General features: G+C 65.3%; 23 protein-coding genes. 8 read left to right on the top strand and 15 right to left on the bottom strand.

What is annotated here, in order from left to right:
- Position 1: 1 nt before the first annotated feature.
- Both thpR and BM167_RS00585 read right to left on the bottom strand, forming a co-directional pair.
- Positions 2-562 (bottom strand): RNA 2',3'-cyclic phosphodiesterase, encoded by a 561-nt coding sequence (gene thpR, locus BM167_RS00590; RefSeq protein WP_092887253.1) that lies wholly within the window; start codon positions 560-562, stop codon positions 2-4.
- Positions 563-605: 43 nt separating this feature from the next.
- Entirely contained in the window at positions 606-1,253 is a 648-nt protein-coding gene (locus BM167_RS00585; RefSeq protein ID WP_092887249.1) for a histidine phosphatase family protein, read from the bottom strand.
- A 108-nt stretch (positions 1,254-1,361) separates the two neighbouring features.
- On the opposite strand from BM167_RS00585, the gene BM167_RS00580 reads away from it, so the two are divergent.
- The 5 genes from BM167_RS00580 to sufU all read left to right on the top strand — a co-directional run bounded on the left by BM167_RS00580 (position 1,362) and on the right by sufU (position 4,969).
- Entirely contained in the window at positions 1,362-2,105 is a 744-nt protein-coding gene (locus BM167_RS00580; protein ID WP_092887246.1) for a tetratricopeptide repeat protein, read from the top strand.
- On the top strand, positions 2,105-2,407 hold the full coding sequence (locus tag BM167_RS00575; RefSeq protein ID WP_092887243.1) for a DUF424 domain-containing protein: 303 nt from the start codon (positions 2,105-2,107) through the stop codon (positions 2,405-2,407). Before BM167_RS00580 ends, BM167_RS00575 begins: the two co-directional genes overlap by 1 nt.
- A 154-nt stretch (positions 2,408-2,561) precedes the next feature.
- Complete coding sequence (gene sufS / locus BM167_RS00570; protein WP_092887240.1) at positions 2,562-3,839, top strand: bifunctional cysteine desulfurase/selenocysteine lyase SufS; 1,278 nt, start codon at positions 2,562-2,564, stop codon at positions 3,837-3,839.
- A gap of 106 nt (positions 3,840-3,945) precedes the next feature.
- On the top strand, positions 3,946-4,506 hold the full coding sequence (locus BM167_RS00565; RefSeq protein ID WP_092887237.1) for a mechanosensitive ion channel domain-containing protein: 561 nt from the start codon (positions 3,946-3,948) through the stop codon (positions 4,504-4,506).
- A gap of 46 nt (positions 4,507-4,552) precedes the next feature.
- Complete coding sequence (gene sufU / locus BM167_RS00560) at positions 4,553-4,969, top strand: Fe-S cluster assembly sulfur transfer protein SufU (RefSeq protein ID WP_092887234.1); 417 nt, start codon at positions 4,553-4,555, stop codon at positions 4,967-4,969.
- A 26-nt stretch (positions 4,970-4,995) separates the two neighbouring features.
- On the opposite strand, the gene BM167_RS00555 is transcribed toward sufU, so the two are convergent.
- The 6 genes from BM167_RS00555 to htpX form a co-directional block, all read right to left on the bottom strand.
- Positions 4,996-5,637 carry a helical membrane plugin domain-containing protein gene (locus BM167_RS00555; protein ID WP_092887231.1) on the bottom strand — a complete coding sequence of 214 codons (642 nt, stop codon included), beginning with the start codon at positions 5,635-5,637 and terminating at the stop codon, positions 4,996-4,998.
- Between the two features lie 9 nt (positions 5,638-5,646).
- Positions 5,647-6,789, bottom strand: a complete 1,143-nt coding sequence (locus BM167_RS00550) for an NAD(P)/FAD-dependent oxidoreductase (RefSeq protein ID WP_092887228.1) — start codon at positions 6,787-6,789, stop codon at positions 5,647-5,649.
- Positions 6,790-6,847: 58 nt separating this feature from the next.
- Entirely contained in the window at positions 6,848-7,087 is a 240-nt protein-coding gene (locus BM167_RS00545; protein WP_092890995.1) for a sulfurtransferase TusA family protein, read from the bottom strand.
- Positions 7,088-7,374: 287 nt separating this feature from the next.
- The gene (gene radA, locus BM167_RS00540) at positions 7,375-8,406 is read right to left on the bottom strand and encodes a DNA repair and recombination protein RadA (RefSeq protein WP_092887225.1); all 1,032 of its coding nucleotides are present in this window, start codon (positions 8,404-8,406) and stop codon (positions 7,375-7,377) included.
- Positions 8,407-8,625: 219 nt separating this feature from the next.
- On the bottom strand, positions 8,626-9,231 hold the full coding sequence (gene pspAB, locus BM167_RS00535; protein WP_092887222.1) for a PspA-associated protein PspAB: 606 nt from the start codon (positions 9,229-9,231) through the stop codon (positions 8,626-8,628).
- A gap of 3 nt (positions 9,232-9,234) precedes the next feature.
- On the bottom strand, positions 9,235-10,104 hold the full coding sequence (gene htpX, locus BM167_RS00530) for a zinc metalloprotease HtpX (RefSeq protein WP_092887219.1): 870 nt from the start codon (positions 10,102-10,104) through the stop codon (positions 9,235-9,237).
- 77 nt (positions 10,105-10,181) lie between these two features.
- Here htpX and BM167_RS00525 point away from each other — a divergent pair, with 77 nt between their 5' ends.
- Together BM167_RS00525 and BM167_RS00520 are read left to right on the top strand one after the other, a co-directional pair.
- Positions 10,182-11,072, top strand: coding sequence for an NAD-dependent epimerase/dehydratase family protein (locus BM167_RS00525; protein ID WP_092890993.1), 891 nt, complete (start codon positions 10,182-10,184; stop codon positions 11,070-11,072).
- A 101-nt stretch (positions 11,073-11,173) separates the two neighbouring features.
- Entirely contained in the window at positions 11,174-12,295 is a 1,122-nt protein-coding gene (locus BM167_RS00520) for a 60S ribosomal export protein NMD3 (RefSeq protein WP_092887216.1), read from the top strand.
- Between the two features lie 16 nt (positions 12,296-12,311).
- Here the strand turns inward: BM167_RS00520 and BM167_RS00515 are convergent, their stop codons facing one another.
- From BM167_RS00515 to BM167_RS00485, 7 genes are all read right to left on the bottom strand, one after another.
- A complete protein-coding gene (locus BM167_RS00515; protein WP_092887213.1) occupies positions 12,312-12,506 on the bottom strand; it encodes a DUF7317 family protein in 195 nt (64 codons plus the stop codon).
- A 341-nt stretch (positions 12,507-12,847) separates the two neighbouring features.
- Positions 12,848-14,707: an ATP-dependent DNA helicase gene (locus BM167_RS00510; protein ID WP_092887210.1), complete on the bottom strand. Its 1,860-nt coding sequence runs from the start codon at positions 14,705-14,707 to the stop codon at positions 12,848-12,850.
- A gap of 196 nt (positions 14,708-14,903) precedes the next feature.
- Positions 14,904-15,146: a hypothetical protein gene (locus BM167_RS00505; RefSeq protein WP_092887207.1), complete on the bottom strand. Its 243-nt coding sequence runs from the start codon at positions 15,144-15,146 to the stop codon at positions 14,904-14,906.
- 97 nt (positions 15,147-15,243) lie between these two features.
- Entirely contained in the window at positions 15,244-16,914 is a 1,671-nt protein-coding gene (locus BM167_RS00500) for a bacterio-opsin activator domain-containing protein (RefSeq protein WP_092887205.1), read from the bottom strand.
- Positions 16,911-17,369: a response regulator gene (locus BM167_RS00495; protein WP_092887202.1), complete on the bottom strand. Its 459-nt coding sequence runs from the start codon at positions 17,367-17,369 to the stop codon at positions 16,911-16,913. The genes BM167_RS00500 and BM167_RS00495 overlap by 4 nt, the downstream gene beginning before the upstream one ends.
- On the bottom strand, positions 17,362-18,891 hold the full coding sequence (locus BM167_RS00490; protein ID WP_092887199.1) for a sensor histidine kinase: 1,530 nt from the start codon (positions 18,889-18,891) through the stop codon (positions 17,362-17,364). The genes BM167_RS00495 and BM167_RS00490 overlap by 8 nt, the downstream gene beginning before the upstream one ends.
- Positions 18,892-19,021: 130 nt before the next feature.
- Positions 19,022-19,225 carry a DUF7561 family protein gene (locus BM167_RS00485; protein WP_092887196.1) on the bottom strand — a complete coding sequence of 68 codons (204 nt, stop codon included), beginning with the start codon at positions 19,223-19,225 and terminating at the stop codon, positions 19,022-19,024.
- Between the two features lie 93 nt (positions 19,226-19,318).
- Between BM167_RS00485 and BM167_RS00480 the strand changes: the two genes are divergently transcribed.
- Complete coding sequence (locus BM167_RS00480) at positions 19,319-20,230, top strand: YkgJ family cysteine cluster protein (RefSeq protein ID WP_092887193.1); 912 nt, start codon at positions 19,319-19,321, stop codon at positions 20,228-20,230.
- Positions 20,231-20,245 lie beyond the last annotated feature (15 nt).

The following is a 20,245-nucleotide window of genomic DNA, read 5'->3' as shown; positions in this document are numbered from 1 at the left end:
CTTACAGTTTCACGCGCGCCACCGTGTCGTACCGCGGCCCCTCATTCGTGAGGGTGCTCTCTTTCAGCCGAATCTCCTCGACGCGAAACGTCCCCACGTCGGGGTCGGTCTCTCGGACGACCCGTCGGACCAACTCCTTGCCCCGGGCGTCGTCCATCCGCGCGATGGTGACGTGCGGCGTGAACTCGTGGCTCTCGGGGTCGAATCCGAGTTCGGTCGTCTGCTCTTCGAGTGCCTCGTGGAGGCGCGTCGTCTCCGCCGCGCCCGCGCCGTCGCGGATACCGGTCCAGACGACGCTGATGTAGTCCGGAGAGGGGAAGACGCCGAACCCGCCCACCGCGGCGTCGAACGGGGCGACGCCCGCCTCGGCGACGGCGGACTCCATCGCCGCCTCGATGTCGGAGACGCGGTCCGAATCGCAGTCCCCGAGGAACTTCAGCGTCAGGTGCGCCTGTCCGGGGTCGGTAAAGCGGAGACCCTCGGCGTCCGCGAACCGCGCCTGCGCCGCCGAGACGGCCTCCGTCAACGCGTCGGGGAGGTCGATGCTCACGAAGAGTCGCATACCGCGAGTCGGTCCGCCGAGAAGGTAAATGTCCGCCGGGCGGTCAGTCGTCCGCGTCAGTCTCGTCGTCCGCGTCCGCGCGCGCCTCCGAGTCGGCGTCGTTCGTGGCGAGTTCGTCGGCCCAGACGCGCCCGACGCCGAACAGGTCCCCCTCGACGAACGTCGCCTGATAGGCGTCGGGTTCCGCCACGCCGTCGCGAAACGCCCGTCCGTACCGCGGGTCGAACGCGTTCAAGACGAGAGCGAGCGTCGTCGCGTGCGTCCCGACGACGACGTGGCGGCCGGGGTAGGCGTCGAGGATTCGTTCGAGAGCCGCGACCGCCCGTTTCTGCGCCTCGCGGTGGGATTCGCCGCCGGGGTTCGACGCCGTCGGGTCGGCCCACAGACGGTCTCTCGCCTCCGCTCTGTCGGCGACGGCCGTCCCCGAGAGGCGGCGCTTTCTGAACCGTTCGTCCGTGAGGAGCGGAACGTCCGCGCCGTCGGCGACGCCCGCGACCGTCTGTCGTGCGCTCGGGCGCGGACTCGCGACGACCACGTCGACCGGTTCGAGTTCGAGGAGGTGCGCGGTCAGACGCGCCGCGTCGCGTCGCCCGCGTCGAGAGAGGCCGGGCGTGCGCGTCGGACCCGGAGTCCCCGAGGACGCCGCGCGGCAGACGAAGGTGATGCGAGTGGGTTCGGTCGGAGCGCTCACTCTCGGTGGGGGGTCCGCGGGGAGTAAAAACCGGTCGGTGACGCCGCGAGGGCGGCCGCTGCGCTCCGTGACGTAGTGCTTAACCGTCCCGGTACCCAATCGCGGCGTATGGCAGAAGACGGCGAGCGAGACCGTCCCCACGAGTTCTCCGAGGGACAAGGGTTCGACGAGGACTACGAAGAGTTCTCGCTCGACCCGCCCGAGTTGAAGATGGACCCCACGAAGGAGGACCCGGTGGACACGCGCGTCATCACCGACACGCTGGACGAGCGAAACATCGCATCCGACCAAGTCGACGTACAGGAACTCATCGACGTCGGCCTCTCGTACATGCAGATAAACCGGTTCGAGGAGGCCACGGAGACGCTCGGACGCGCCGCGCAGTTCGCCGAAGAGGACTCGTCGGACGCCCAAGAGGCGTGGGTGAACAAAGGCGCCGCACACGCCCAACTCGAAGAGTACGACGAGGCCATCGGCGCGTACCGCGAGGCGCTTCACGTGGACGCGACCGAGTACGATTCGGACGCCCACACGAATCTGGCGTACGCCCTCTGGGAGTTCGGCGAGACCGACGAGGCTCTCGAACACGCCGAACGCGCAGTCGAGGCCGACTCGCGGTCCCCGCAGGCGTGGTACAACCGCGGCTTCTTCCTGCAGGAACGCGGCCTCAACGAGGACGCCGTCAACGCGTTCGACAACGCCATCCGACTCGGCATGCGGAGCGCGGACGTACTCGAAGAGAAGGCCCGCGCACTGGAGGAACTCGGCGAGAGCGAGGAGGCCGAACGCGTCCAAGAGCAGGCCAACGAACTCCGGCAAGAACAGGAACAACAACTCATCGAGGACCGGTGATGTTACTGCGCGAACGACAGACGCCGGAGGGACTGCTCGTCTCCGTTTGCGACGACGACTGCCTCGGCGAGACGTACGAGAACGGAGAGGTGTCGCTCGAAGTGACAGAGGAGTTCTACGGCGGCACCGAGGCCGACGAGGCGGACGAAGACGCCGTCGTCGACAGTCTCACGCGCGCCACCGTCGCGAACATCGTCGGGGAACGCGCCGTCGGCGTCGCCGTCGAGGCGGGAATCGTAGACGAAGAGACGGTTCTCGACGTCGGCGAGACGCGCCACGCGCAACTGCTCTGGATGCGGTAGCCCCGCGTTCGCCGTCTTCGGTTCGGCGCGGAGACGCGCCGCGCGTTTTTCACCTCCGGAGCGACGGCTTGACCGCGCTGTCGTAACCGAATCTCGTTTCGCTCCGACGCCCGGACCGAAGACGTGTTAGTGCTGTGCCCGCTACGTTCCTCCAATGGAAGCGCAGGAATCGTACCCAGTTGACGTCGCGAGCATCCGCGAGGACTTCCCCATCCTCGAACGGAACGTCGGCGGCGACACCACGACGCCCGGCGAGGGTCCGGACGACACCCTGCCGTTAGTCTATCTCGACAACGCGGCCACGAGTCAGACGCCGAAACAGGTCGTCGAAGCCATCGTCGACTACTACTACGGCTACAACTCGAACGTCCACCGCGGCATCCACCACCTGAGTCAGGAAGCGTCCGTCGCGTACGAGAACGCCCACGACCGGGTCGCGGAGTTCATCGGCGCGTCGGGTCGCGAGGAAATCGTGTTCACGAAGAACACGACGGAGGCGATGAACCTCGTCGCCTACGCGTGGGGGCTGAACGAACTCGGCCCCGGCGACAGCGTCGTTCTCACCGAGATGGAACACCACGCGTCGCTCGTTACCTGGCAGCAGATAGCCAAGAAGACGGGCGCGGAGGTGCGCTACATCCGAGTCACCGACGAGGGCTACCTCGACATGGAACACGCCGCGGAACTCGTAGACGACTCGACGAAGATGGTGAGCGCAGTCCACGTCTCGAACACGCTCGGCACCGTCGTTCCCGTCTCCGAACTCGCCGACCTAGCCCACGAGGCGGGCGCGTACATCTTCGTCGACGCCGCGCAGTCGGTGCCGACGCGGCCCGTCGACGTCGAAGCCATCGACGCGGACTTCTTCGCCTTCTCGGGACACAAGATGCTCGGCCCGACGGGTATCGGCGTCCTCTACGGGAAAGAGGAGATCCTCGAAGAGATGGACCCGTACCTCTACGGCGGGTCGATGATTCGAAGCGTCACCTACGAGGACTCGACGTGGGAGGACCTCCCGTGGAAGTTCGAGGCCGGAACGCCGGTCATAGAGCAGGGCATCGCCCTGCACGCCGCAATCGACTACCTCGACGACATCGGGATGGAGAACGTCCAAGCCCACGAGGAACACCTCGCGGAGTACGCGTACGACGAACTGACGGCGTTCGACGACATCGAAATATACGGCCCGCCCGGCGACGACAGAGGCGGCCTCGTCGGGTTCAACGTAGAGGGCGTCCACGCCCACGACCTCTCGAGCATCCTCAACGACCACGCCGTCGCCGTCCGCGCGGGCGACCACTGCACGCAACCGCTTCACGACAAACTCGGCGTCCCGGCTTCCACGCGCGCGTCGTTCTATATATATAACACCCGAGAAGAAATCGACAAGCTGGTCGAAGCCATCGACGACGCGCGGCAGTTGTTCGCCTGAGTTCGGTCGTTCCCCGCCTCGAATCCGGCGAATCGTCTCCGCGCCGTGAGTCGCCGGGCGCGCCCGTCTCCCGAAGAATTTTGTGAGAGAGTGACGAGCCGAGCGTATGACACGAGCGGCCACGCGATATCTCGCAGAGACGGTCTGGCGGACCCTCGACGCGTTCGGCGAGGGGATTCGTGCGGCGGCGCCGAGAGTTCTCACCGCAGTCGTCTTTCTCGCTATCGCGTACGTCGGCGTGAAAATCGTGCTCGCCGTCCTCCGTCGGTCGTTGGACGCGGTCTACCCGGAAGAACAGGACCTCGTCGTCGAGTTGGGCGTGACCGCCGCGAGTGTCTTTCTTTGGTTCGGCGTCGCGTTGACGCTGTTGGACATCCTCGGGATGGGCGAGATAGCGGCGAGTCTGGGGACGGCGGCGGGGTTCATCGCTCTCGGCGTCTCCTACGCTCTCTCGAACATGATAGCCGACACCGTCGCCGGCGTCTATCTCCTCCGTGACCCCGATTTCAACCCCGGCGACCGGGTAGAGGCGGACCCGGTGACGGGGACGGTCCAGACCATCGAACTGCGGAAGACGCGCTTCGAGAACGAAGACGGAGACACCGTCGTGGTCGCGAACCGCGACGTAGAAAAGAAGTGGACGACGCTCGCGGACGCCGCCGCCTGACCGCCCCGGAACCCTTTTTGGCCGCACCGCCGTAGCGAAGATAACTATGGGAATGGGTTCCGACATGTATCGACAGCAGATTCTGGACCACTACAAGAACCCCCGGAACAAGGGCGAGATGGAAGACCCGACGTTCACCCACACCGGGGAGAACCCCTCCTGCGGCGACACCATCACGATGAACGTGCGCTTGGAGGACGACGACGAGACCATCGAGTTCGTCAGTTTCACCGGCGACGGATGCGCCATCAGTCAGGCCTCCGCGAGCATGCTCTCACAGACCCTCCCGGGGACGACGCTGTCGGAACTCGAAGCGATGGACACCGACGACGTGGTGGAGATGCTCGGCGTCGATATCTCGCCGATGCGGATCAAATGCGCCGTCCTCGCGGAGAAAGTCGCACAGGACGGCGCGAAACTGCACGAGGGCGAAGAAATCGACCGGACGACGACCGAAGAGTAGTCGTTCGCCGCCGCGTCTCTCCGTCTCTACTTCGGTCGCCGCAGCGACGCCCCGAGCGCTTTCGCGAGCGAGACGACGTAGCTGATTCCGGTTCGAACGTCCGGGTCTCGAATCGCGCGAAACACGTCGAGCACGCCCGTCGGCTTCGGCGGGTCGTCCGGGTCGCTGGCCTCACCGAGTGCACGCATGAGCGTCGTCAGACCGCGGACAGCGTTCGGGTCGGACGCTTCGTCGGCGACTTCGCCGAGTGCGGCCCCCGTCGAGGCGAGTTCGGTCACCATGTCGTCTTCGAGTGCGCCGGAGGCGAGCGAGACCACGTCGGCCAACGAGACCAGGTCGTCGAGCGTGCCCGTCCGCTGGAGTTCGGCCAGCGTCTGCAGCGCCGCCGCGAGTTCGTCGCCGTTCTCGCCGACCGACTCCGCGAGTCGGACCGTCTCCGTAGTGGCCGCGGCGTCGCCCGCCTCCGCCAGCGTCGCCGCCGTGCCGGAGAGTTCGACGACCATGTCGTCTTCGAGAGCGCCGGTGCCGAGTTCGGCCACGTCGAGTAGTTCGTTCACCAAGTCGAGTCGTTCGACGAAGCGGGCGACCGCTTCGGGGTTCTTCTCGATTGCGTGTGCGAGTTCGGACGTTTCCGCCTCGAACTCTACTTCGGTGTCAGAGTCACTCATGAGTCGACCTCACAGGAGTCCTCGCGCGGTGAGCCAGTACGATTCGTTGTAGGCGAGTTTCGCCCAGTGGACGAACTTCGACTCGGGACGCACGACCGGTTCGTTCTCGTAGTCGAACGAGACGAACGTCGCCTCGTTCGTGCCCGCTTCGATGAAGCAGACGGTCTTTCCGTCGTACGTCGCGGTCGGTACCTGTTCGCGGACCTGGCTGGCGATTCGGTCGGCCACCACCGATGCCTGGTAGTGGGCGGCGCTCCCGGCTTTCGGCGCCGAGACGTCGCTGGCGTCTCCGAGGGCGTACACGTCGTCGGCGCGCGCCGCCTCCAAGGTGTGTTGGTCCACCTCGACCCAGCCGTCGTCGCCGAGACCGGAGTCCGTCACGAGTCGGTCGCCGCGGTGCGGCGGGATGCCGACGAGGAGGTCGTAGTCGAGTTCCTCTCCCTCCATCGAACGGATGACGCCCGACTCCGGGTCGACCTCCTCGGCGTTGAAGAACGTCACGGTGTCGATACCGCGCTCTTCGAACCGAGGTTCGGCCCACTCGTGGATGGGAACCTTACCGTGGAGTCGCTGTATGGGGTAGGTGTAGGTGATGTCCACCTGGTCGCGCAGCCCTCGTTCGCGGAACCACTCGTCGGCCATCATGACGAACTCGACGGGCGCCGCCGGGCACATGTGCGGCGATCCGACCACCGACAAGACGAGGTGTCCTTCGGTGAACTCCGCGAGTTCGTCGCGGAGTCGCTCCGCTCCGTCGGCGCTGTAGAAGTCGTGCGCCCCCTCTTTCAGACCGGGAACCTCCTCGGGCGTGATAGTCGCCCCCGTCGCGAGGACGAGGTAGTCGTACGAGAGCGCAGCGCCCTGACGAAGCGTCAGGCGCTTTGCGTCCTTGTCGATTCCCTCGACGCGGTCGTACACCAAGTCGACACGAGAGTCGACGAGGTCCGCGAGCGGTCTGACGCCGTCGGCCACGTCGCGTTGTCCGAAGGCGACGTACAGCCAGACCGGTTTGTAGACGTGGTCTGTCGAGTCGTTCACGAGCGTCACTTCGACGTCGTCTTCGTCTATTTCCGGCGCGAGACCGTCTGCCAGTCGGTTTGCGAGGACCGACCCTCCGGTTCCGCCGCCGATGATTACGATTCGTTGGGTCATGTGTGGGTTCGATAGCCGGGTCGTTCGGTGGTCCGTTCGGCGTCTCTCTGTCCGTTCGTTACGATTTCCGGATGTGTATACTCCAGTAGCCCTCGTGGTCTTCGACGCCGAGGAGTTCGTGTCCGGCTTTCTCTAGCCACTCCGGTACGTCGTCTTTCGAACCCCTGTCGCTCGTGCGGAGTTCGACGACGGTTCCGGAGTCGACGTCCTTTACTTTGCCAACCAGACTCATCAGCGGGCCGGGACAGCCAGCGCCGCGTTCGTCCAGCGTCACGTCGGGGGAGAGAGCTTCGGTCATCGTGGTCACCTCGTGGTCGCACGTAAGCGTTCGGAGGGAGCGATGATAATAGTGCGTCCTGATTCCAATATTGTGAGAACGCGTTCCGAATAACCACCCTTTATCCGCATACAAGAGGTCGAAAGAGGACCACCCGCCCATTGTTATTGTCTACATGGAGCAATACTAATCGGCTAGAAATCACCAGCGACGGGGTATCGGGTCGGGGCGTCACCGCCGAATCGCGAGACGCGAGGGCGAACACCCGTCGGCAGGGGTCGAACCGTCGTCGGAGTTCAGAACGCCGCTTACTCGGGCATCAGACCGCCGTCCTGCACGCGCATGACCGCCTCGCCGTCGGCGAGGTTCGGCGCGTCCACGAGGCGGACGATACGCTTGTCGCCCTTCGACTTGCGGAGGTAGATGCGGAACGTCGAGGTGTGCCCGAGGATGTTGCCACCGATGGGCTGGGTCGGGTCGCCGAAGTACGAGTCGGGGTTCGACGCCACCTGATTCGTCACGAGGACGATGGAGTTGTACAGGTCGCCGAGGCGCATCAGGTCGTGGAGATGTTTGTTGAGTTTCTGCTGTCGTTCCGCGAGTTCGCCGCGGCCGACGTACTCCGCGCGGAAGTGCGCGGTCAGAGAGTCCACGCAGACCAGACGCACCGGGAAGTCGTCGTCTTCGTGTTCGCTGGCGACTTCCTTCGCCTTCTCCGCGAGGAGAATCTGGTGGTTGGAGTTGAACGCCTTCGCGACGTGAATCTTGTCGAGGATGTCTTCGAGGAGTTCCTGCATCGCCTCTTCGTCGTCCGGCGTCCCCTCTATCTCTCGGTCGTCCATCGTCGCCTGCAGGGCCTCGTCGTCGAGTCCGCGGACCATGTCGTCGATACGTTCGGGACGGAACGTGTCCTCGGAGTCGATGAAGATACAACTGCCGTGCAGGCCGCCGTGTTCCTTCGGCAGTTGGACGTTGACCGCCATCTGGTGGGTGACCTGCGACTTCCCGGCACCGAACTCGCCGTACACCTCGGTGATGGACTGGGTCTCCAAGCCGCCGCCGAGTAAGTCGTCGGCCTCGGGGATGCGCCAACTGAGTTTGCCGATCTGTTCGCGCCGTTCGAGGACCACCGAACCGGTCTCGAACCCGCCGACGTCCGCGGCGTCGCGGGCCGCGTTGATGATGTCCGATGCCGTGCTGCTTCCGATGTCGGCTTTGTTCGAGAGTTCGCCGGGGCTGGCTACCGCGATGCTCTGATAGCTCTCGTAGCCCGTATCGATGAGTTTGTCTGCTGTCGCGGGGCCGACGCCGGGGAGGTTCTCTAAGTCGTCTTCTGCCATCGTACTCTCTCCTCGGGCCTATACCCACATAAAGGCTCGTTAACAGCGTGGTGAAAGTGTAATCGCAAGACTGCGCCGGGTCGTCTGAACCCGGTCGGTGAATTTTCAAGTGGCGAGAACGTCGGAGTGACGTCGAGTCCTCCCGCGGCGACGTCGGGCGAAGCGACTCAGAGGTGGGAAGCCGAAAGAGAGGGCGTCGTCACCGCGGCGACGGGGGGTCTACTCCCAGGGGTGGCCGCCGGTCCGGTCGGACCACATCGGGTACCAGTACTCTTTGTCCGGTTCGAGTCCGAGTTCGCCGTCCAAGACGGACTCCAGTTTGTGGAGCACCTGCTCGTTCTGTTCTTTGCCGCGTTCCGGCGCGAACGGGTAGTACGCCCCGCGGCGGAACGAGTATATCCAGTAGGCGCGTTGGCCGTCCTTCTCGAACCCGAAGACGGCCGCGAGGAGGCGCGACCCGTAGCCCTGTTCGATGAACTCGTCCGCGGCGAAGTGAACGCTCGTGACGAGGTCCTCGGGGTCGTCGTCTTCGAGGACGACCCACTCCCACCCGTGGGAGTCTTCGTACAGTTCGAACGTCGTCCCCGTCTCCTCGCTTCCGGCGTGGAGGATGGCCTCCACCTCGTCTACGGTGTCCGCGAAGTCGGTGCTATCGACCGAGGAGAAGCAAAGCGCCGCCGCGCCGACGTGGTCGTACCCCAAGTCCGCCTCCATCGTCATGTAGGCGGTGCTCATCCCGAACAGGTCCTCCGGGTCCGCGTCGCGCGTCGCGTCCGCCTCGGCGCTCATACCGAGAACGGAGCGCAGGGAGTCGAACAGTCCCATCGGTCAGGCCGTCTCCATCTCGCGTTCGAGTTGGCGGAGTCGTTCGATGCGGTTCTCGGTGGAGGGGTGCGTCGAGAACAGTTTCCCGACGACGCCGCTCTTTATCGGGATGATGAAAAAGGCGTTCATCTCCGATTGCTCCCGCAGGTCGTCGCTCGGGACGCTCTCCATCCGGCCGGATATCTTCTGGAGGGCGGAGGCGAGTGCGGCCGGTCGGCCGGTGATGAGCGCCGCCCCTCTGTCCGCGGCGTACTCGCGGTAGCGCGAGAGCGCGCGGATGAGGAAAAACGAGATTATCCAGACGACGAGAGAGGCCAGCACCGCCACGAGGACGCCGCCGCCCTGTCTGTCGCGGTTCCCGCCGCCGAAGAAGAACCCCCAGCGGACGACCATGAACGCCACAGTCGAGAGGAACGACGCGATTGTCATCACCATCACGTCGCGGTTCTTCACGTGCGCGAGTTCGTGCGCGAGGACGCCTTCGAGTTCGTCGCGGTCCAACGTCCGCAGGAGGCCGGTGGTGACGGCGACGGCCGAGGACTTCTTCGAGCGTCCGGTCGCGAAGGCGTTCGGGACGCGCGAGTCCGCGACGGCGATCTTCGGTTTCGGCAGGTCGGCCTGCTGAGAGAGGCGCGATACGGTCGCGTGCAGTTCGGGGTACTCCTCTTCGGAGACCGTCTTTGCGCCCATGCTGTAGAGCGCGAGTTTGTCGCTGAAGAAGAACTGCGCGCCGAGGAACAACACGACGAAGGGGAGGGCGACCACGTATCCGGTTCGCACTAACACCGCCACGAAGACGATGTAGAGGGCGAAAAGCAGGAACATCGTGAGGGCCATGCGCCCTCGTAGTCCCCAGTCCCGTTTCCATTCCATACTGTCTCTTCGTGCTCACGGTTATAAACGCTGTTGGAGAACGGGGAATTATGGCGGGCAGGCCCGTCGTCGAGAGCATGGACACAGTCGTCGTCACCGGCGCGGGCGGGCGGTCGGGTCGCTGGATCGCGGACGCTCTCGCGGACGAGTACGAGGTCGTCTGCGTCGATATCGACCATCCGGGGTTCGAGGCGGACGCCCGCGAGAACGTGGACTTCCGCGCGGCGGACCTCACGGACAGGGGAGAGGCGTTCGACCTCCTCGGCGAGATAGACCCCGACGCGGTCGTTCACTGGGCGGCCCTCCCGTCGCCGACGCGGCACGCGGGCGGGCGCGTCTTCGAGACGAACACCCTCGCGACGTACAACGTCCTCGTCGGCGCGGGCCGCGCCGGGGCGCGGGTCGTCTGGGCGTCGAGCGAATCCGCCTACGGGTTCGCCTTCGCCGAGGAGAAGACGCTCCCCGAGGAGTTGCCTCTCACCGAGTCGCACCCGTTGCGACCGGAGGACCCGTACGGAACGTCGAAAGTCGCGGGCGAGGAGGTGGCGAAGATGGTCACGCGCAAGTACGGCGTCCCCGTCGCCTCGATTCGGCCATCGTGGATACAGTACCCCGGCGAGTACAACTGCCGAGACGTGGCCGAGTCGGGCGACCTGTCGGGCGGCGCGGGCAACTTCTGGAGTTACGTCGACGTGCGCGACGTAGCGGGTATCGTCGCCGCGGCACTCGATAGCGACGTCGAGGGCCACGAGGCGTTCCACGCCGCCGCAGAGGAGAACTACCTCGGACGACCGACCGCCGAAGCGGTGTCGGAGTTCTTCGGCGGACTCCCCGACGACTGGACGGTCGACGGTGAGGAATCGGCGCTCTCGACGGTGAAGGCCGCTGAAGAACTCGACTGGGAACCCCGCCACTCGTGGCGCGAAGCCGAGTCCGAGTCCGTCTCGGAACCGTCGCTGACGCGGTGACGCGGTGAGGCGGCGTCGAACTCCCGACGTCCGAACGCGGGTGAGAGGGGACCGACGCGCCTGTCGTGCATCTTAAAAGTCCTCGCGGCCTACGCCGTACGATGAGTTCTGGCGACTTCTGTCCGCGCTGTGGGGATCCGGTTCCGAAGCGAGCGGAACCGCTTCCCGGGATGCCCCGCGAACGAGACGCGGTGCTCTGCGACGAGTGCTACTTCGAGGACTTCGAGTTGGTCGACGCACCCGACCGGATTCAGGTCCGCGTCTGCGCGCAGTGCGGGGCGGTCCACCGTGGAAACCGCTGGGTGGACGTGGGTGCTCGCGACTACACCGACATCGCCATAGAGGAGGTGAGCGACGCACTCGGCGTCCACCTCAAAGCCGAGGACGTCCAGTGGGGACTCGAAGCCGAACAGGTGGACGAAAACAGCATCCGCATCCACAGTACGTTCTCGGGTCTCGTCCGCGGCACGTACCTCGAAGAGACGGTGACGGTGCCGGTGCGCATCTCCCGGGAGACGTGTCAACGCTGCGGGCGCATCGCTGGGGGGTACTACTCCAGTACCGTCCAGATACGCGCGAACGAACGCACGCCGACCGCGGAGGAACAGGCGCGGGCCACAGAAATCGCGGAGACGTACATCGCAAAGCGCGAGGAGAAGGGCGACCGCGACGCGTTCATCACCGAGGTGAACCAAACGCCCGAGGGCCCCGACATCAAGATATCGACGAACCAGATGGGCCGAGGCGTCTCGAAGCGTATCGTCCGCGAACTCGGCGGGAGTTTCGAGGAGTATCCGACGCTCGTCACCGAGGACGGCGACGGCAACGAGGTGTACCGCGTCACCTACGCCGTTCGCCTGCCGAAGTTCACGCCCGGCGAGGTCATCGAACCCGACGACGACGGACCCGTCCTCGTCCGGAGCGTCCAAGGCAACCTGAAGGGCGTCCGCCTCGACAGCGGAGCGGAGTACGAAGCGCAGTTCGAGGAGGGAGAGACGCCGGACGCCCGGACGCTCGGAACCGTCGAGGAGGCAGAAGAGACCACCGTCGTTACCGTCGAGGACGAACACGCGGTCCAACTGCTCGACCCCGAGACGTACGAGTCGAAAACCATCTCCCGGCCCTCGTACTTCGACCCCGACGAGTCGACGGTGCCGGTGCTGAAGAGTCGGGCGGGACTGCACATACTACCCGCTGACGCGGTGGAGTCGGACGAAGAGTAATACAGTTTCTCCCGAATCAGTCGGCACCGACGGGCGAGTCCGTCCCGGTGGACACCGCCGCACCGGAGTCGTCTCGGAGGGGGATACCGTGTTGTTTCAGCGCGGCGACCAGTTCGCGTTCGGACCTGCCAGCGCGGGCGGCCGCCTCGGAGAGCGAGAGCGTCCCGCTTTGGTACAGTGTCATCGCCGTGGTGAGGGCGTGTGTGTGCATGGCCGGTTACGACCCTACAAACAAATCGGAGGGTGTTAACTATTTCGTGAGAACGCTTGCCAGACCACGCTTCTATTCGAGTTATAGCGTATTCTTTTTGAATCTAATCCGGTCAAAAAAGCCACATTCGGACACCAGCATGTACAATCATTAATGATTTGGCGAGCCATCGTTCGGGTTCGTGTAAGAGTTGCCAATCTCGGACGCGAGAATCGGGGCGAAAGAATTGAAACCCCTCGGTAGGTCAAAGGGCGTATGGACAGACAGCAGATACTGGCGCTCGTCTTGGTCTTCCTGATGGTCGGGTCGATGTTCGCCTACGGAGCCAGCTTCCTCTTTACCTAACCGTCGCCCCAGACGTCCGAGAGCGGATGGTTCGACCGTCCGGTAGCGCCGCCCGACTCCGACGACGAGTTCGACCCGGCGTCGGTCCGAGAACCGCCGCCCGAACCGCCCGAGGAGTTTCCTCGACTCCCGCCGGGGCGACCGTTCCGCGTCGATTTCGAGGCTGGTGCGCTCTTCGACGTCGATATTCCGCCCGACCGAGTCCCCGCCCGTCCGCCCGCCGCCGCGGGGTCGAACTCCGGGAGGTCGGGGTCCGTCGTCCGGTCTACCTGTTCGCGGAACCACGCGGGCATGTCCGAACGCGTTCGTTCGAACAGGTCGAGCAGGCTCGAATCCGCGAGATACGTCGCGCCGTAGTCGTCGGGCGCGCGGACGACTCGCCCGCACGCTTGGATGACCGTTCTGAGGGCGGCGCGGCGGTACCACGGCCACTGGCCGTCTTCGAGGCGGCGCGCGACGCGGGAGTCGTTCGTGTTGAGGTACGGGGCCTTACAGACGACCTGCCAGCGACAGAGGTCGCCGCGCAGGTCTAACGCCTCCTCCATCTTCACCGAGAGAAACACGTCGGGGTCGTCCGTCGCCTTCCACGACTCCAGTTCGGCGTCGCGGTTCTCCCTGTCGTGAGCGCGGATTCGATTTCCGAGACCCAACTGGGCGAGTCGGCGCTTCAGTTCCGACTGGATGGCGTAGGAGTGACAGTGGACGAGACCCTTCTCCTCGCGGTGGTGCGCCAGCAGTCGGACGAGGACGCGCGCCACCTTCGGAAGCGTCTCGTCGCGGTGTTCGTACGTCATCTTCCCCTGCGTCACGTCGTACAGGGGGCGGTTCTCCACGGGGAACGTGTGTTCGACGTCCACGAGAGCCACGTCGTCGGGGTCGAGACCCACGCCGCGGCAGAACGCCTCCTTGTTGAGAATCGTCGCAGACAGCAGGGCGAACTTGTTTCCGCGGTCCCAGACGGTGTGGTGGAGATACCGCTCGGGGTCGAGCGGTTTGATGCTCATCCCCTCGCCGTCGGGTTGGTCTACCACCCACGTCGTCGCGCTCTCGGGGTTGCGGTAGTCCTCTACGAACCACTGCAACTCCGAGCGGAGTTCCTGCAACCGGTCGCGGCGCGCGGCCTCCTCGGGCGTCAGTTCGGGTTTCGTGAGCAACTCGTCTTTCGCGCGCTTACAGATGCCCGTCAGGGCGTCCGCGAACCGAACCGCCCGTTCGACGGGGTCGTCCGCCGCCGTCACGTCGGGGACGCCCACGTCGTCCCAGACGGGGACGGTTCGCGGGTTCACGTCGATGGTCGCGTACATCTCCGCCCACTCTGCGAGTCCGTGCGCTTCGTCTATCACCACGACGTCGCGCTTTCGGAACACGTCCGACCCGGCGGTCTGCATGAAGTACGCGAGCGTCATCGCCGCTATCTGCCTGTTCGAGGCGATGGCGCGGTCCGAGAAGTACGGACAGCGGTGACGGACCGTGCAGTCGAACCCCTTCTGTCTGGCGCAGGGTGCGCGGTCCACCGGCGTGTCCTCCTCGCCGTTTATGATGCAGTCGTAGTTTCGCTTGCCCCGGATGACTTGCAGGTCAGAGAGTAACTCGTCTTCGGCCACGTCGTCGAGTTGCGACACCTGCGGCGTCGTGTAGTACGCGTCCGTCGCCTCCGCGGGGGCCGCCTCCTCTACGGTCCGGGCCGCGCCCGCGATGGAACGCGCGAGGAGCGACTTCCCGCTTCCCGTCGGCGCGCGCACCAACACCACGTCGTTTCCGGCGGCGAACGCGTCGCGGATGTCGCGGAGCGCTTGCTCTTGGGTTCCGCGGTAACTCGGGGCCGGGAAAGAGGGGAGGATACGCGAGGGGTCCACGTGCGTCCCTGCTTCCCGCCGAGGTAAAAAGCTTCTATGCGTTGCCGAACGGAGTTTCCGTGAGCCGAAGGCGAACGGAAGCACGGAAGAACTCCGTTCTTCCGGAGTGAGGCAACGAAATGCGAGCGGGGAGGAACGACCCGCGAGCAGAGCGAGGGCGGCGAACCGACCGGTGCGCGGGAGGGCGTCGTTTCGTCTACGCCGCGTCGGTCAGGACGCGGTGGACGACGCCGACGAGGCCGCCGAAGAAGAGTGCCAACCCGCAGAGGACGAAGGGGAGTTCAACGAGACTCTCCCACGGTTCGGTGTCGGCGACGATGAGGAACGCGTTCTGCGAGGAGACGGTGACGAAGTACCCGAGGACGGTCACTCCGTAGAGTTTGAGCAGCTCGGGATTCAGCGCGTACCGAAACGAATCAGCGGCGGGACTGTCGGACATAGTCGGAGGTCGAAGTTTCTTCGAATATCTCTTATGATTTTAGAGACACGTTTTCGGCAGTCTCGAATGACTCGTCGGTCGCCTCCGGTCGGTCGCGTTACTCGCCCAACAGCGCCGAGATTATCTTCTGCTCTGCGGCGCGCATGTGCTGGGTGAACGTCGGCGCGGAGATGTCGAGCGATTCGGCCACTTCCTTGCCGGAACTCTCCCGCGGCCACTCGAAAAAGCCCCCGTAGAAGGCGGCTTCGAGCACCGACCGCTGACGGTCGGTCAGGCGGTCGAGGACGTTCGTCGACTGCGCCGCGGCGTCGTTGTCGGTCCGGGAGGCGTGTCGCTGGGCGATGACTCTCGCCGTGGGGTACGCCTCTTGGACGCCGTCGACGATGCGGCGCACGTCGGCGCTCTGGGGCAGGTGGACGACGACCCGGTAGTCGCCGTCCTCTATCTTCGCCGCCCGGACGCGGCCGCCCTGCGAGGCGACCTGCGTCACGACCGGCGGGTCGGTGAGTTGGACCGCAAAGCGCGTCATCCCGTCCCGTTGGCCCACCTCGGAGACGGCGTCCCACGACGGAAGCGCCTCGACGACCTTGTCGAGCGTCTCTCGTCCCTGTTCGTCCGCGGACCCGTACGTGAGATACTGCTCGTCGTCGAGGTGAATCGTCCGGTCGAGCGTTATCGTCCCCATCCCGGACCCTCCACCCAGAGATTCGAAGATGTCCTGAATCTCGAACTCTATCTCGACGACGTCGTCGCTCATCAGCGCTTCCTTCCGTTCGATGGAGGCGATGGCGTGGCCGACGATTTCGCCGAGTCTGCTGAGCACGTCGCCCTCCTGGCCGCCGAAGGCGTCCGGCCGCGCCGAGTAGACGTTCAACACGCCGTAGAGGATACCCTCGTACGCGATGGGTATCGCCGCCGACGACTGGATACCGTACTTCTCTACGTGATTCTGCCACGGTTCGAAGTCGGGGTTCTCGGGGATGTTCTGTGCCACCTGCATCTCCTGTGACCGGATGGCTTTCCCGGTGGGGCCTTTGCTCGTTTCGCTGTCGTCGTACGTGACGTCGATGTCGTCGAGGTAGCCGTCGACGCCCGCCTCGACGCGAATGGTCACGTCGGAGTTCCCGCGTTCGGCGTCGCCGATCCAACAGAACAGGTACGACTCGGAGGCGGCCAAGCGTTCACAGACCAACTGTTCTATCTCGTCGCGGGTAGACTGCTGGAGGATAGCGCCCGTAATCTCTTGGACGACGCTGTTCAACTGGTTCAGCGCGGCGAGTTGTTCGCGCTGTTGTTCGAGTTGCCGTTCCTGTTGGCTCCGCTCTATCGTGTGGTAGATGGAGCGAGTGAGGATGTCGGCGTTGATTTCGTCCTTGACGAGATACTCGTCTGCGCCCTGTCTGAGCGCCTCCATCCCGGTCTGTCTGTCGCGGAGTCCGGTGAGGACGACCACGGGCGTCGTCCCCGCCTCTCGCAGGACCGACCGGAGCGTGTCGAGACCGGTGCTGTCCGGGAGGTCCAAATCGAGGAGGGCGACGTCCGGTCGGTCGCTTCGGAGTCGCTCTAGTCCGGGTTCGAGGCGGGACTCGTGAATCACGGACGGTTCGCCCGTCTCCGGGCGCGGCACCTGCTCGACGGCGACGCCGGATTCGGCCTCCGCCGTCCGTTCGGAGAGTTCGGTCGCATCGCGAAGAATCTCGCGGATGTAGCGTGCGTCGCCGGGATTGTCCTCTATGAGGAGGACCGTGAGCGTCGTGTCGTCTGTCATTGTGTCTCTCCGGACGGAGGAAGGTGAGCGAGTCTGAACCAGAACTCCTCGAACGACCGGACGAGTTCGATGAACTCGTCTGGGTCGACCGGTTTTGTAAGGTACGCGTTAGAGTGGAGTTCGTAACCGCGGGCAATATCCTCTTCGGCCTCAGAGCCCGTCAGGATGACGACGGGGATGCGCCGCAGGGAGGGGTCGCTTTTGACCTCGTCGAGGACCGCCATCCCGTTTACCTTCGGCAGATTCAGATCCAAGAGGACGAAGTCCGGACGCGGCGCGTCGGCGTACTCGCCGCGTTGGTGGAGGTACTCCAAGGCCGCCTCGCCGTCGCGGACGACCCGCAGGTCGGTGCGTAGCGTCCCCCGCTTGAACGCCTCCTGTACGAGGCGAACGTCGCCGGGGTTGTCCTCGACGAGAAGGATGTCTATCGGGCCCTCGCCGGACCCCTCAGTCATCGCGTCCCTCCGCGGCGGGGAGGGTGAACCGGAACGCCGACCCCTCCCCCGATTCCGAATCGGCCCAGATGCGCCCGCCGTGGCGTTCGACGATGCGGCGACAGAGTGCGAGACCGATACCCGTTCCGGGATGTTCGTCGCGCGTGTGGAGGCGTTGGAACACCTCGAAGATGCGGTCTGCGTGTTTCGGGTCGATGCCGATACCTTCGTCGCGAACGGTGAGTGCCCACTCGGACCCGCGTCGGGTCGCCGAGACGTGGACCCGCGGCCGGGCGTCGCCGCTGTATTCGAGCGCGTTGCTCAGGAGGTTCTGAAACACCTGTTGCAGTTGTCCTCTGTCGCCGTGGACGCGGGGTAGTGATTCCACCGTCACCTCGGCTTCGGTCTCCTCTATCTTTAGTTCAAGGTTCTTTTGCACGTCTTCGAGGAGAGTTTCGAGGTCGATGCGGTCGAAGTCGTCGCCGCGCATCTCGACCCGAGAGTACGTCAGAAGCGCGTCGATCATGTCGCGCATCCGCTCTGCGCCGTCGACGGCGTACTCGATGAACTCCGCGGCGTCGTCGTCTAACTCCTCTCCGTACCGCCGGTCTACGAGAGAGAGATAGCTGGATACCATCCGGAGCGGTTCCTGCAGGTCGTGGGAGGCGGCGTAGGCGAACTGCTCTAACCGCTCGTTGGACTCCTCTAACCGGCGTTTCGTCTCTTTTCGCTCCGTGACGTCCCGTCCGATGCCCGCGATGACCGGGTTCCCGTCGGGGTCTTCGAGCGACGCGCCGTAGAACTCGTAGGGGACGGAATCGCCGTCTTTGGTCAGGACGTTCGCTTGGATACGCGTGTGACCCGTCTCGAATCCCGTCCGAATCGCCTCCGAGACGTCGTCCGAATCGACCGCGCCCGAGTCGAAAAACTCCAGTGCGTGCATCGACCGAACCTCGTCGTCTGCGTAGCCCGACACCTCGCAGAGGCTCTCGTTCCACCGTCTGAGGTGGCCGTCTTCGTCGAGGATGTAGAAGATGTCGTCGACGGCGTCCAACACGTCGTCCGTGTACTGTTTGTACCGTTCGAGCTCTATCTCGTTCGCTCTCCGTTCGAATCGCCGTTCGGTCGCCGTGCGCTCCGAGATGTCGCGGGCGACGCCGACGGTGCCGCTGAACTCGCCGTCCGCGCGGAGGAGGCTCACGCGAACCTCGCAGACGACGCGCCCGCCGTCTGCGGTCCGGACCGGAAGTTCGACCGTCCGAGCGTCCTCGTCGGACGCCAGGAGGTCGCGAATCAGCGTTTCGACGCGTTCGGCGTCGCCGTCGGCCAGAATCGTCGAGACGGGCTCGCCGAGGAGTTCCTCGCGGGCGTAGCCCAGTCTCTCGACGACGACGTCGTTGACGGCGACGAACCGGCTCTCGGCGTCGAGCCGGTAGATGCCGTCGTCGACGGCGTTCGCGAGTGTCCGGTAGTGCTGGAGCGCCTCCGCCTCCGTTCGCTCCGTCCGCGGACCGGAGCCGGCGGCCTCCTCGTGGTCACTCATCAGTCGTACGGAGGCCGCAGAGAGTGATAAACACCACACCAGTCCGGATTCGGGACGGTATAGAAGTCCAACCGTTGGTCGAGCGAGGTGCTCTTGCCGCCCGAGGAGACGGGCCGTCGAGCGAGACGGCCTACAGCGCAGACACGTCGGAACTCGTCACGACTCTGTCGTCCGGGAGTCGGTCGATACAGTCGTAACAGAGGAAGAACTCGCCGCCGTCGTCGAGTTCGAGCGTGATGCCGCCGGTCGAACTCGTCTCGAAACTCCAGAAGTCCCCGATGCCGCCGGCGATGCGAACCGCCTTCCCGCACCCGTCGCACGGTTCTGTCGTCATGGCCGACGCGAGGCACCCGAGACGTAAACGTCCACCGTCGCGACGCGCGAACGCACCGAGGATTCATGAGAGTACGTCGCATAGAGGGTCGGCGTGCGCGTCGACTGCGAAGGCTGCGCCGGATGCTGCCCCGACTGGCGACCGATAGCGCCCGCGGACGGCGGCGACGAACGACGAGGACCGAGAGAGCCGTTAGACGACGTCTACAACCTCGTCCCCGTGACCCGCGACGAAGTGGTCGCGTTCGTCGAACGCGGCGTCGGCGACGCGATGACCCCGCGGATGTGGGCCGCGTCCGAGGCCAGACCGGAGGAGGGAGTCGAGATAGACGGCGCGAACGTCGCCGCCATCGACGGCCGTCCGGCGTTCTTCGTCGGCCTCCGGAAGCCGCCGAAACCGGTCGCGCCGTTCGGCCACCCGCGGACGTGGCTCCGGTCGTGCGCCTTCTTGGACCCCGAGACGCTCCAGTGTCGAATCCACGGCGACGACGAGTACCCCGAAGAGTGCGCCGACTACCCCGGCCACAACCTCTCTCTCGGCCAGCGGACCGAGTGCGAACGGGTCGAATCCGCCTTCGGCGGCGAGAGACTGCTCGACGACGAGGTGCCGGCGGGTCAGCGCGGACTGCTTCTCGGCCCGCACGCCGTCGGTTCGAAGGTGTTTGCCCACCCCGACCCGAGTCGCCTCGACGGCGTGGTCGAACGGATGCGGCGGGGCGACCTGACGCCCGCGGACCGCGCGGAGTTCGTCGCCGTCGCCGCCGGGTCGCGCCCGGGGTCGCTCGAAATATCCGAGACGCGAGTCGAAGAGACCCGCGAGAGAGTCGAGGAGACGTCCTCGTGGGTGAGCGACGCCGTCGCGGCGTGGACGGCGGCGGCGGGCGAACTCGGGGCGGCGGCGACGGACGCCCCCGACGGCGTAGAGGAGTCGTACGGCGCGCCCGGGACGCCCGGTTGGGACGCCGGAGACGACGGAGACGACGGAGACGACGGCGGGAAGCGTTAACAGCGTCGACGCCCC

This window comes from Halopelagius inordinatus (genome assembly GCF_900113245.1).
Taxonomy (GTDB): domain Archaea; phylum Halobacteriota; class Halobacteria; order Halobacteriales; family Haloferacaceae; genus Halopelagius; species Halopelagius inordinatus.
The sequence above is the reverse complement of the archived record's forward strand: the minus strand, read 5'-3'. Positions and strand labels throughout refer to the sequence as shown.

Coding starts and splice junctions, on each gene's coding strand:
- thpR (WP_092887253.1), bottom strand. CDS start 562: ATGCGACTCTTCGTGAGCATCGACCTCCCCGACGCGTTGACGGAGGCC.
- BM167_RS00580 (WP_092887246.1), top strand. CDS start 1,362: ATGGCAGAAGACGGCGAGCGAGACCGTCCCCACGAGTTCTCCGAGGGA.
- BM167_RS00575 (WP_092887243.1), top strand. CDS start 2,105: ATGTTACTGCGCGAACGACAGACGCCGGAGGGACTGCTCGTCTCCGTT.
- sufS (WP_092887240.1), top strand. CDS start 2,562: ATGGAAGCGCAGGAATCGTACCCAGTTGACGTCGCGAGCATCCGCGAG.
- BM167_RS00565 (WP_092887237.1), top strand. CDS start 3,946: ATGACACGAGCGGCCACGCGATATCTCGCAGAGACGGTCTGGCGGACC.
- sufU (WP_092887234.1), top strand. CDS start 4,553: ATGGGAATGGGTTCCGACATGTATCGACAGCAGATTCTGGACCACTAC.
- BM167_RS00555 (WP_092887231.1), bottom strand. CDS start 5,637: ATGAGTGACTCTGACACCGAAGTAGAGTTCGAGGCGGAAACGTCCGAA.
- BM167_RS00550 (WP_092887228.1), bottom strand. CDS start 6,789: ATGACCCAACGAATCGTAATCATCGGCGGCGGAACCGGAGGGTCGGTC.
- BM167_RS00545 (WP_092890995.1), bottom strand. CDS start 7,087: ATGACCGAAGCTCTCTCCCCCGACGTGACGCTGGACGAACGCGGCGCT.
- radA (WP_092887225.1), bottom strand. CDS start 8,406: ATGGCAGAAGACGACTTAGAGAACCTCCCCGGCGTCGGCCCCGCGACA.
- pspAB (WP_092887222.1), bottom strand. CDS start 9,231: ATGGGACTGTTCGACTCCCTGCGCTCCGTTCTCGGTATGAGCGCCGAG.
- htpX (WP_092887219.1), bottom strand. CDS start 10,104: ATGGAATGGAAACGGGACTGGGGACTACGAGGGCGCATGGCCCTCACG.
- BM167_RS00525 (WP_092890993.1), top strand. CDS start 10,182: ATGGACACAGTCGTCGTCACCGGCGCGGGCGGGCGGTCGGGTCGCTGG.
- BM167_RS00520 (WP_092887216.1), top strand. CDS start 11,174: ATGAGTTCTGGCGACTTCTGTCCGCGCTGTGGGGATCCGGTTCCGAAG.
- BM167_RS00515 (WP_092887213.1), bottom strand. CDS start 12,506: ATGCACACACACGCCCTCACCACGGCGATGACACTGTACCAAAGCGGG.
- BM167_RS00505 (WP_092887207.1), bottom strand. CDS start 15,146: ATGTCCGACAGTCCCGCCGCTGATTCGTTTCGGTACGCGCTGAATCCC.
- BM167_RS00500 (WP_092887205.1), bottom strand. CDS start 16,914: ATGACAGACGACACGACGCTCACGGTCCTCCTCATAGAGGACAATCCC.
- BM167_RS00495 (WP_092887202.1), bottom strand. CDS start 17,369: ATGACTGAGGGGTCCGGCGAGGGCCCGATAGACATCCTTCTCGTCGAG.
- BM167_RS00490 (WP_092887199.1), bottom strand. CDS start 18,891: ATGAGTGACCACGAGGAGGCCGCCGGCTCCGGTCCGCGGACGGAGCGA.
- BM167_RS00485 (WP_092887196.1), bottom strand. CDS start 19,225: ATGACGACAGAACCGTGCGACGGGTGCGGGAAGGCGGTTCGCATCGCC.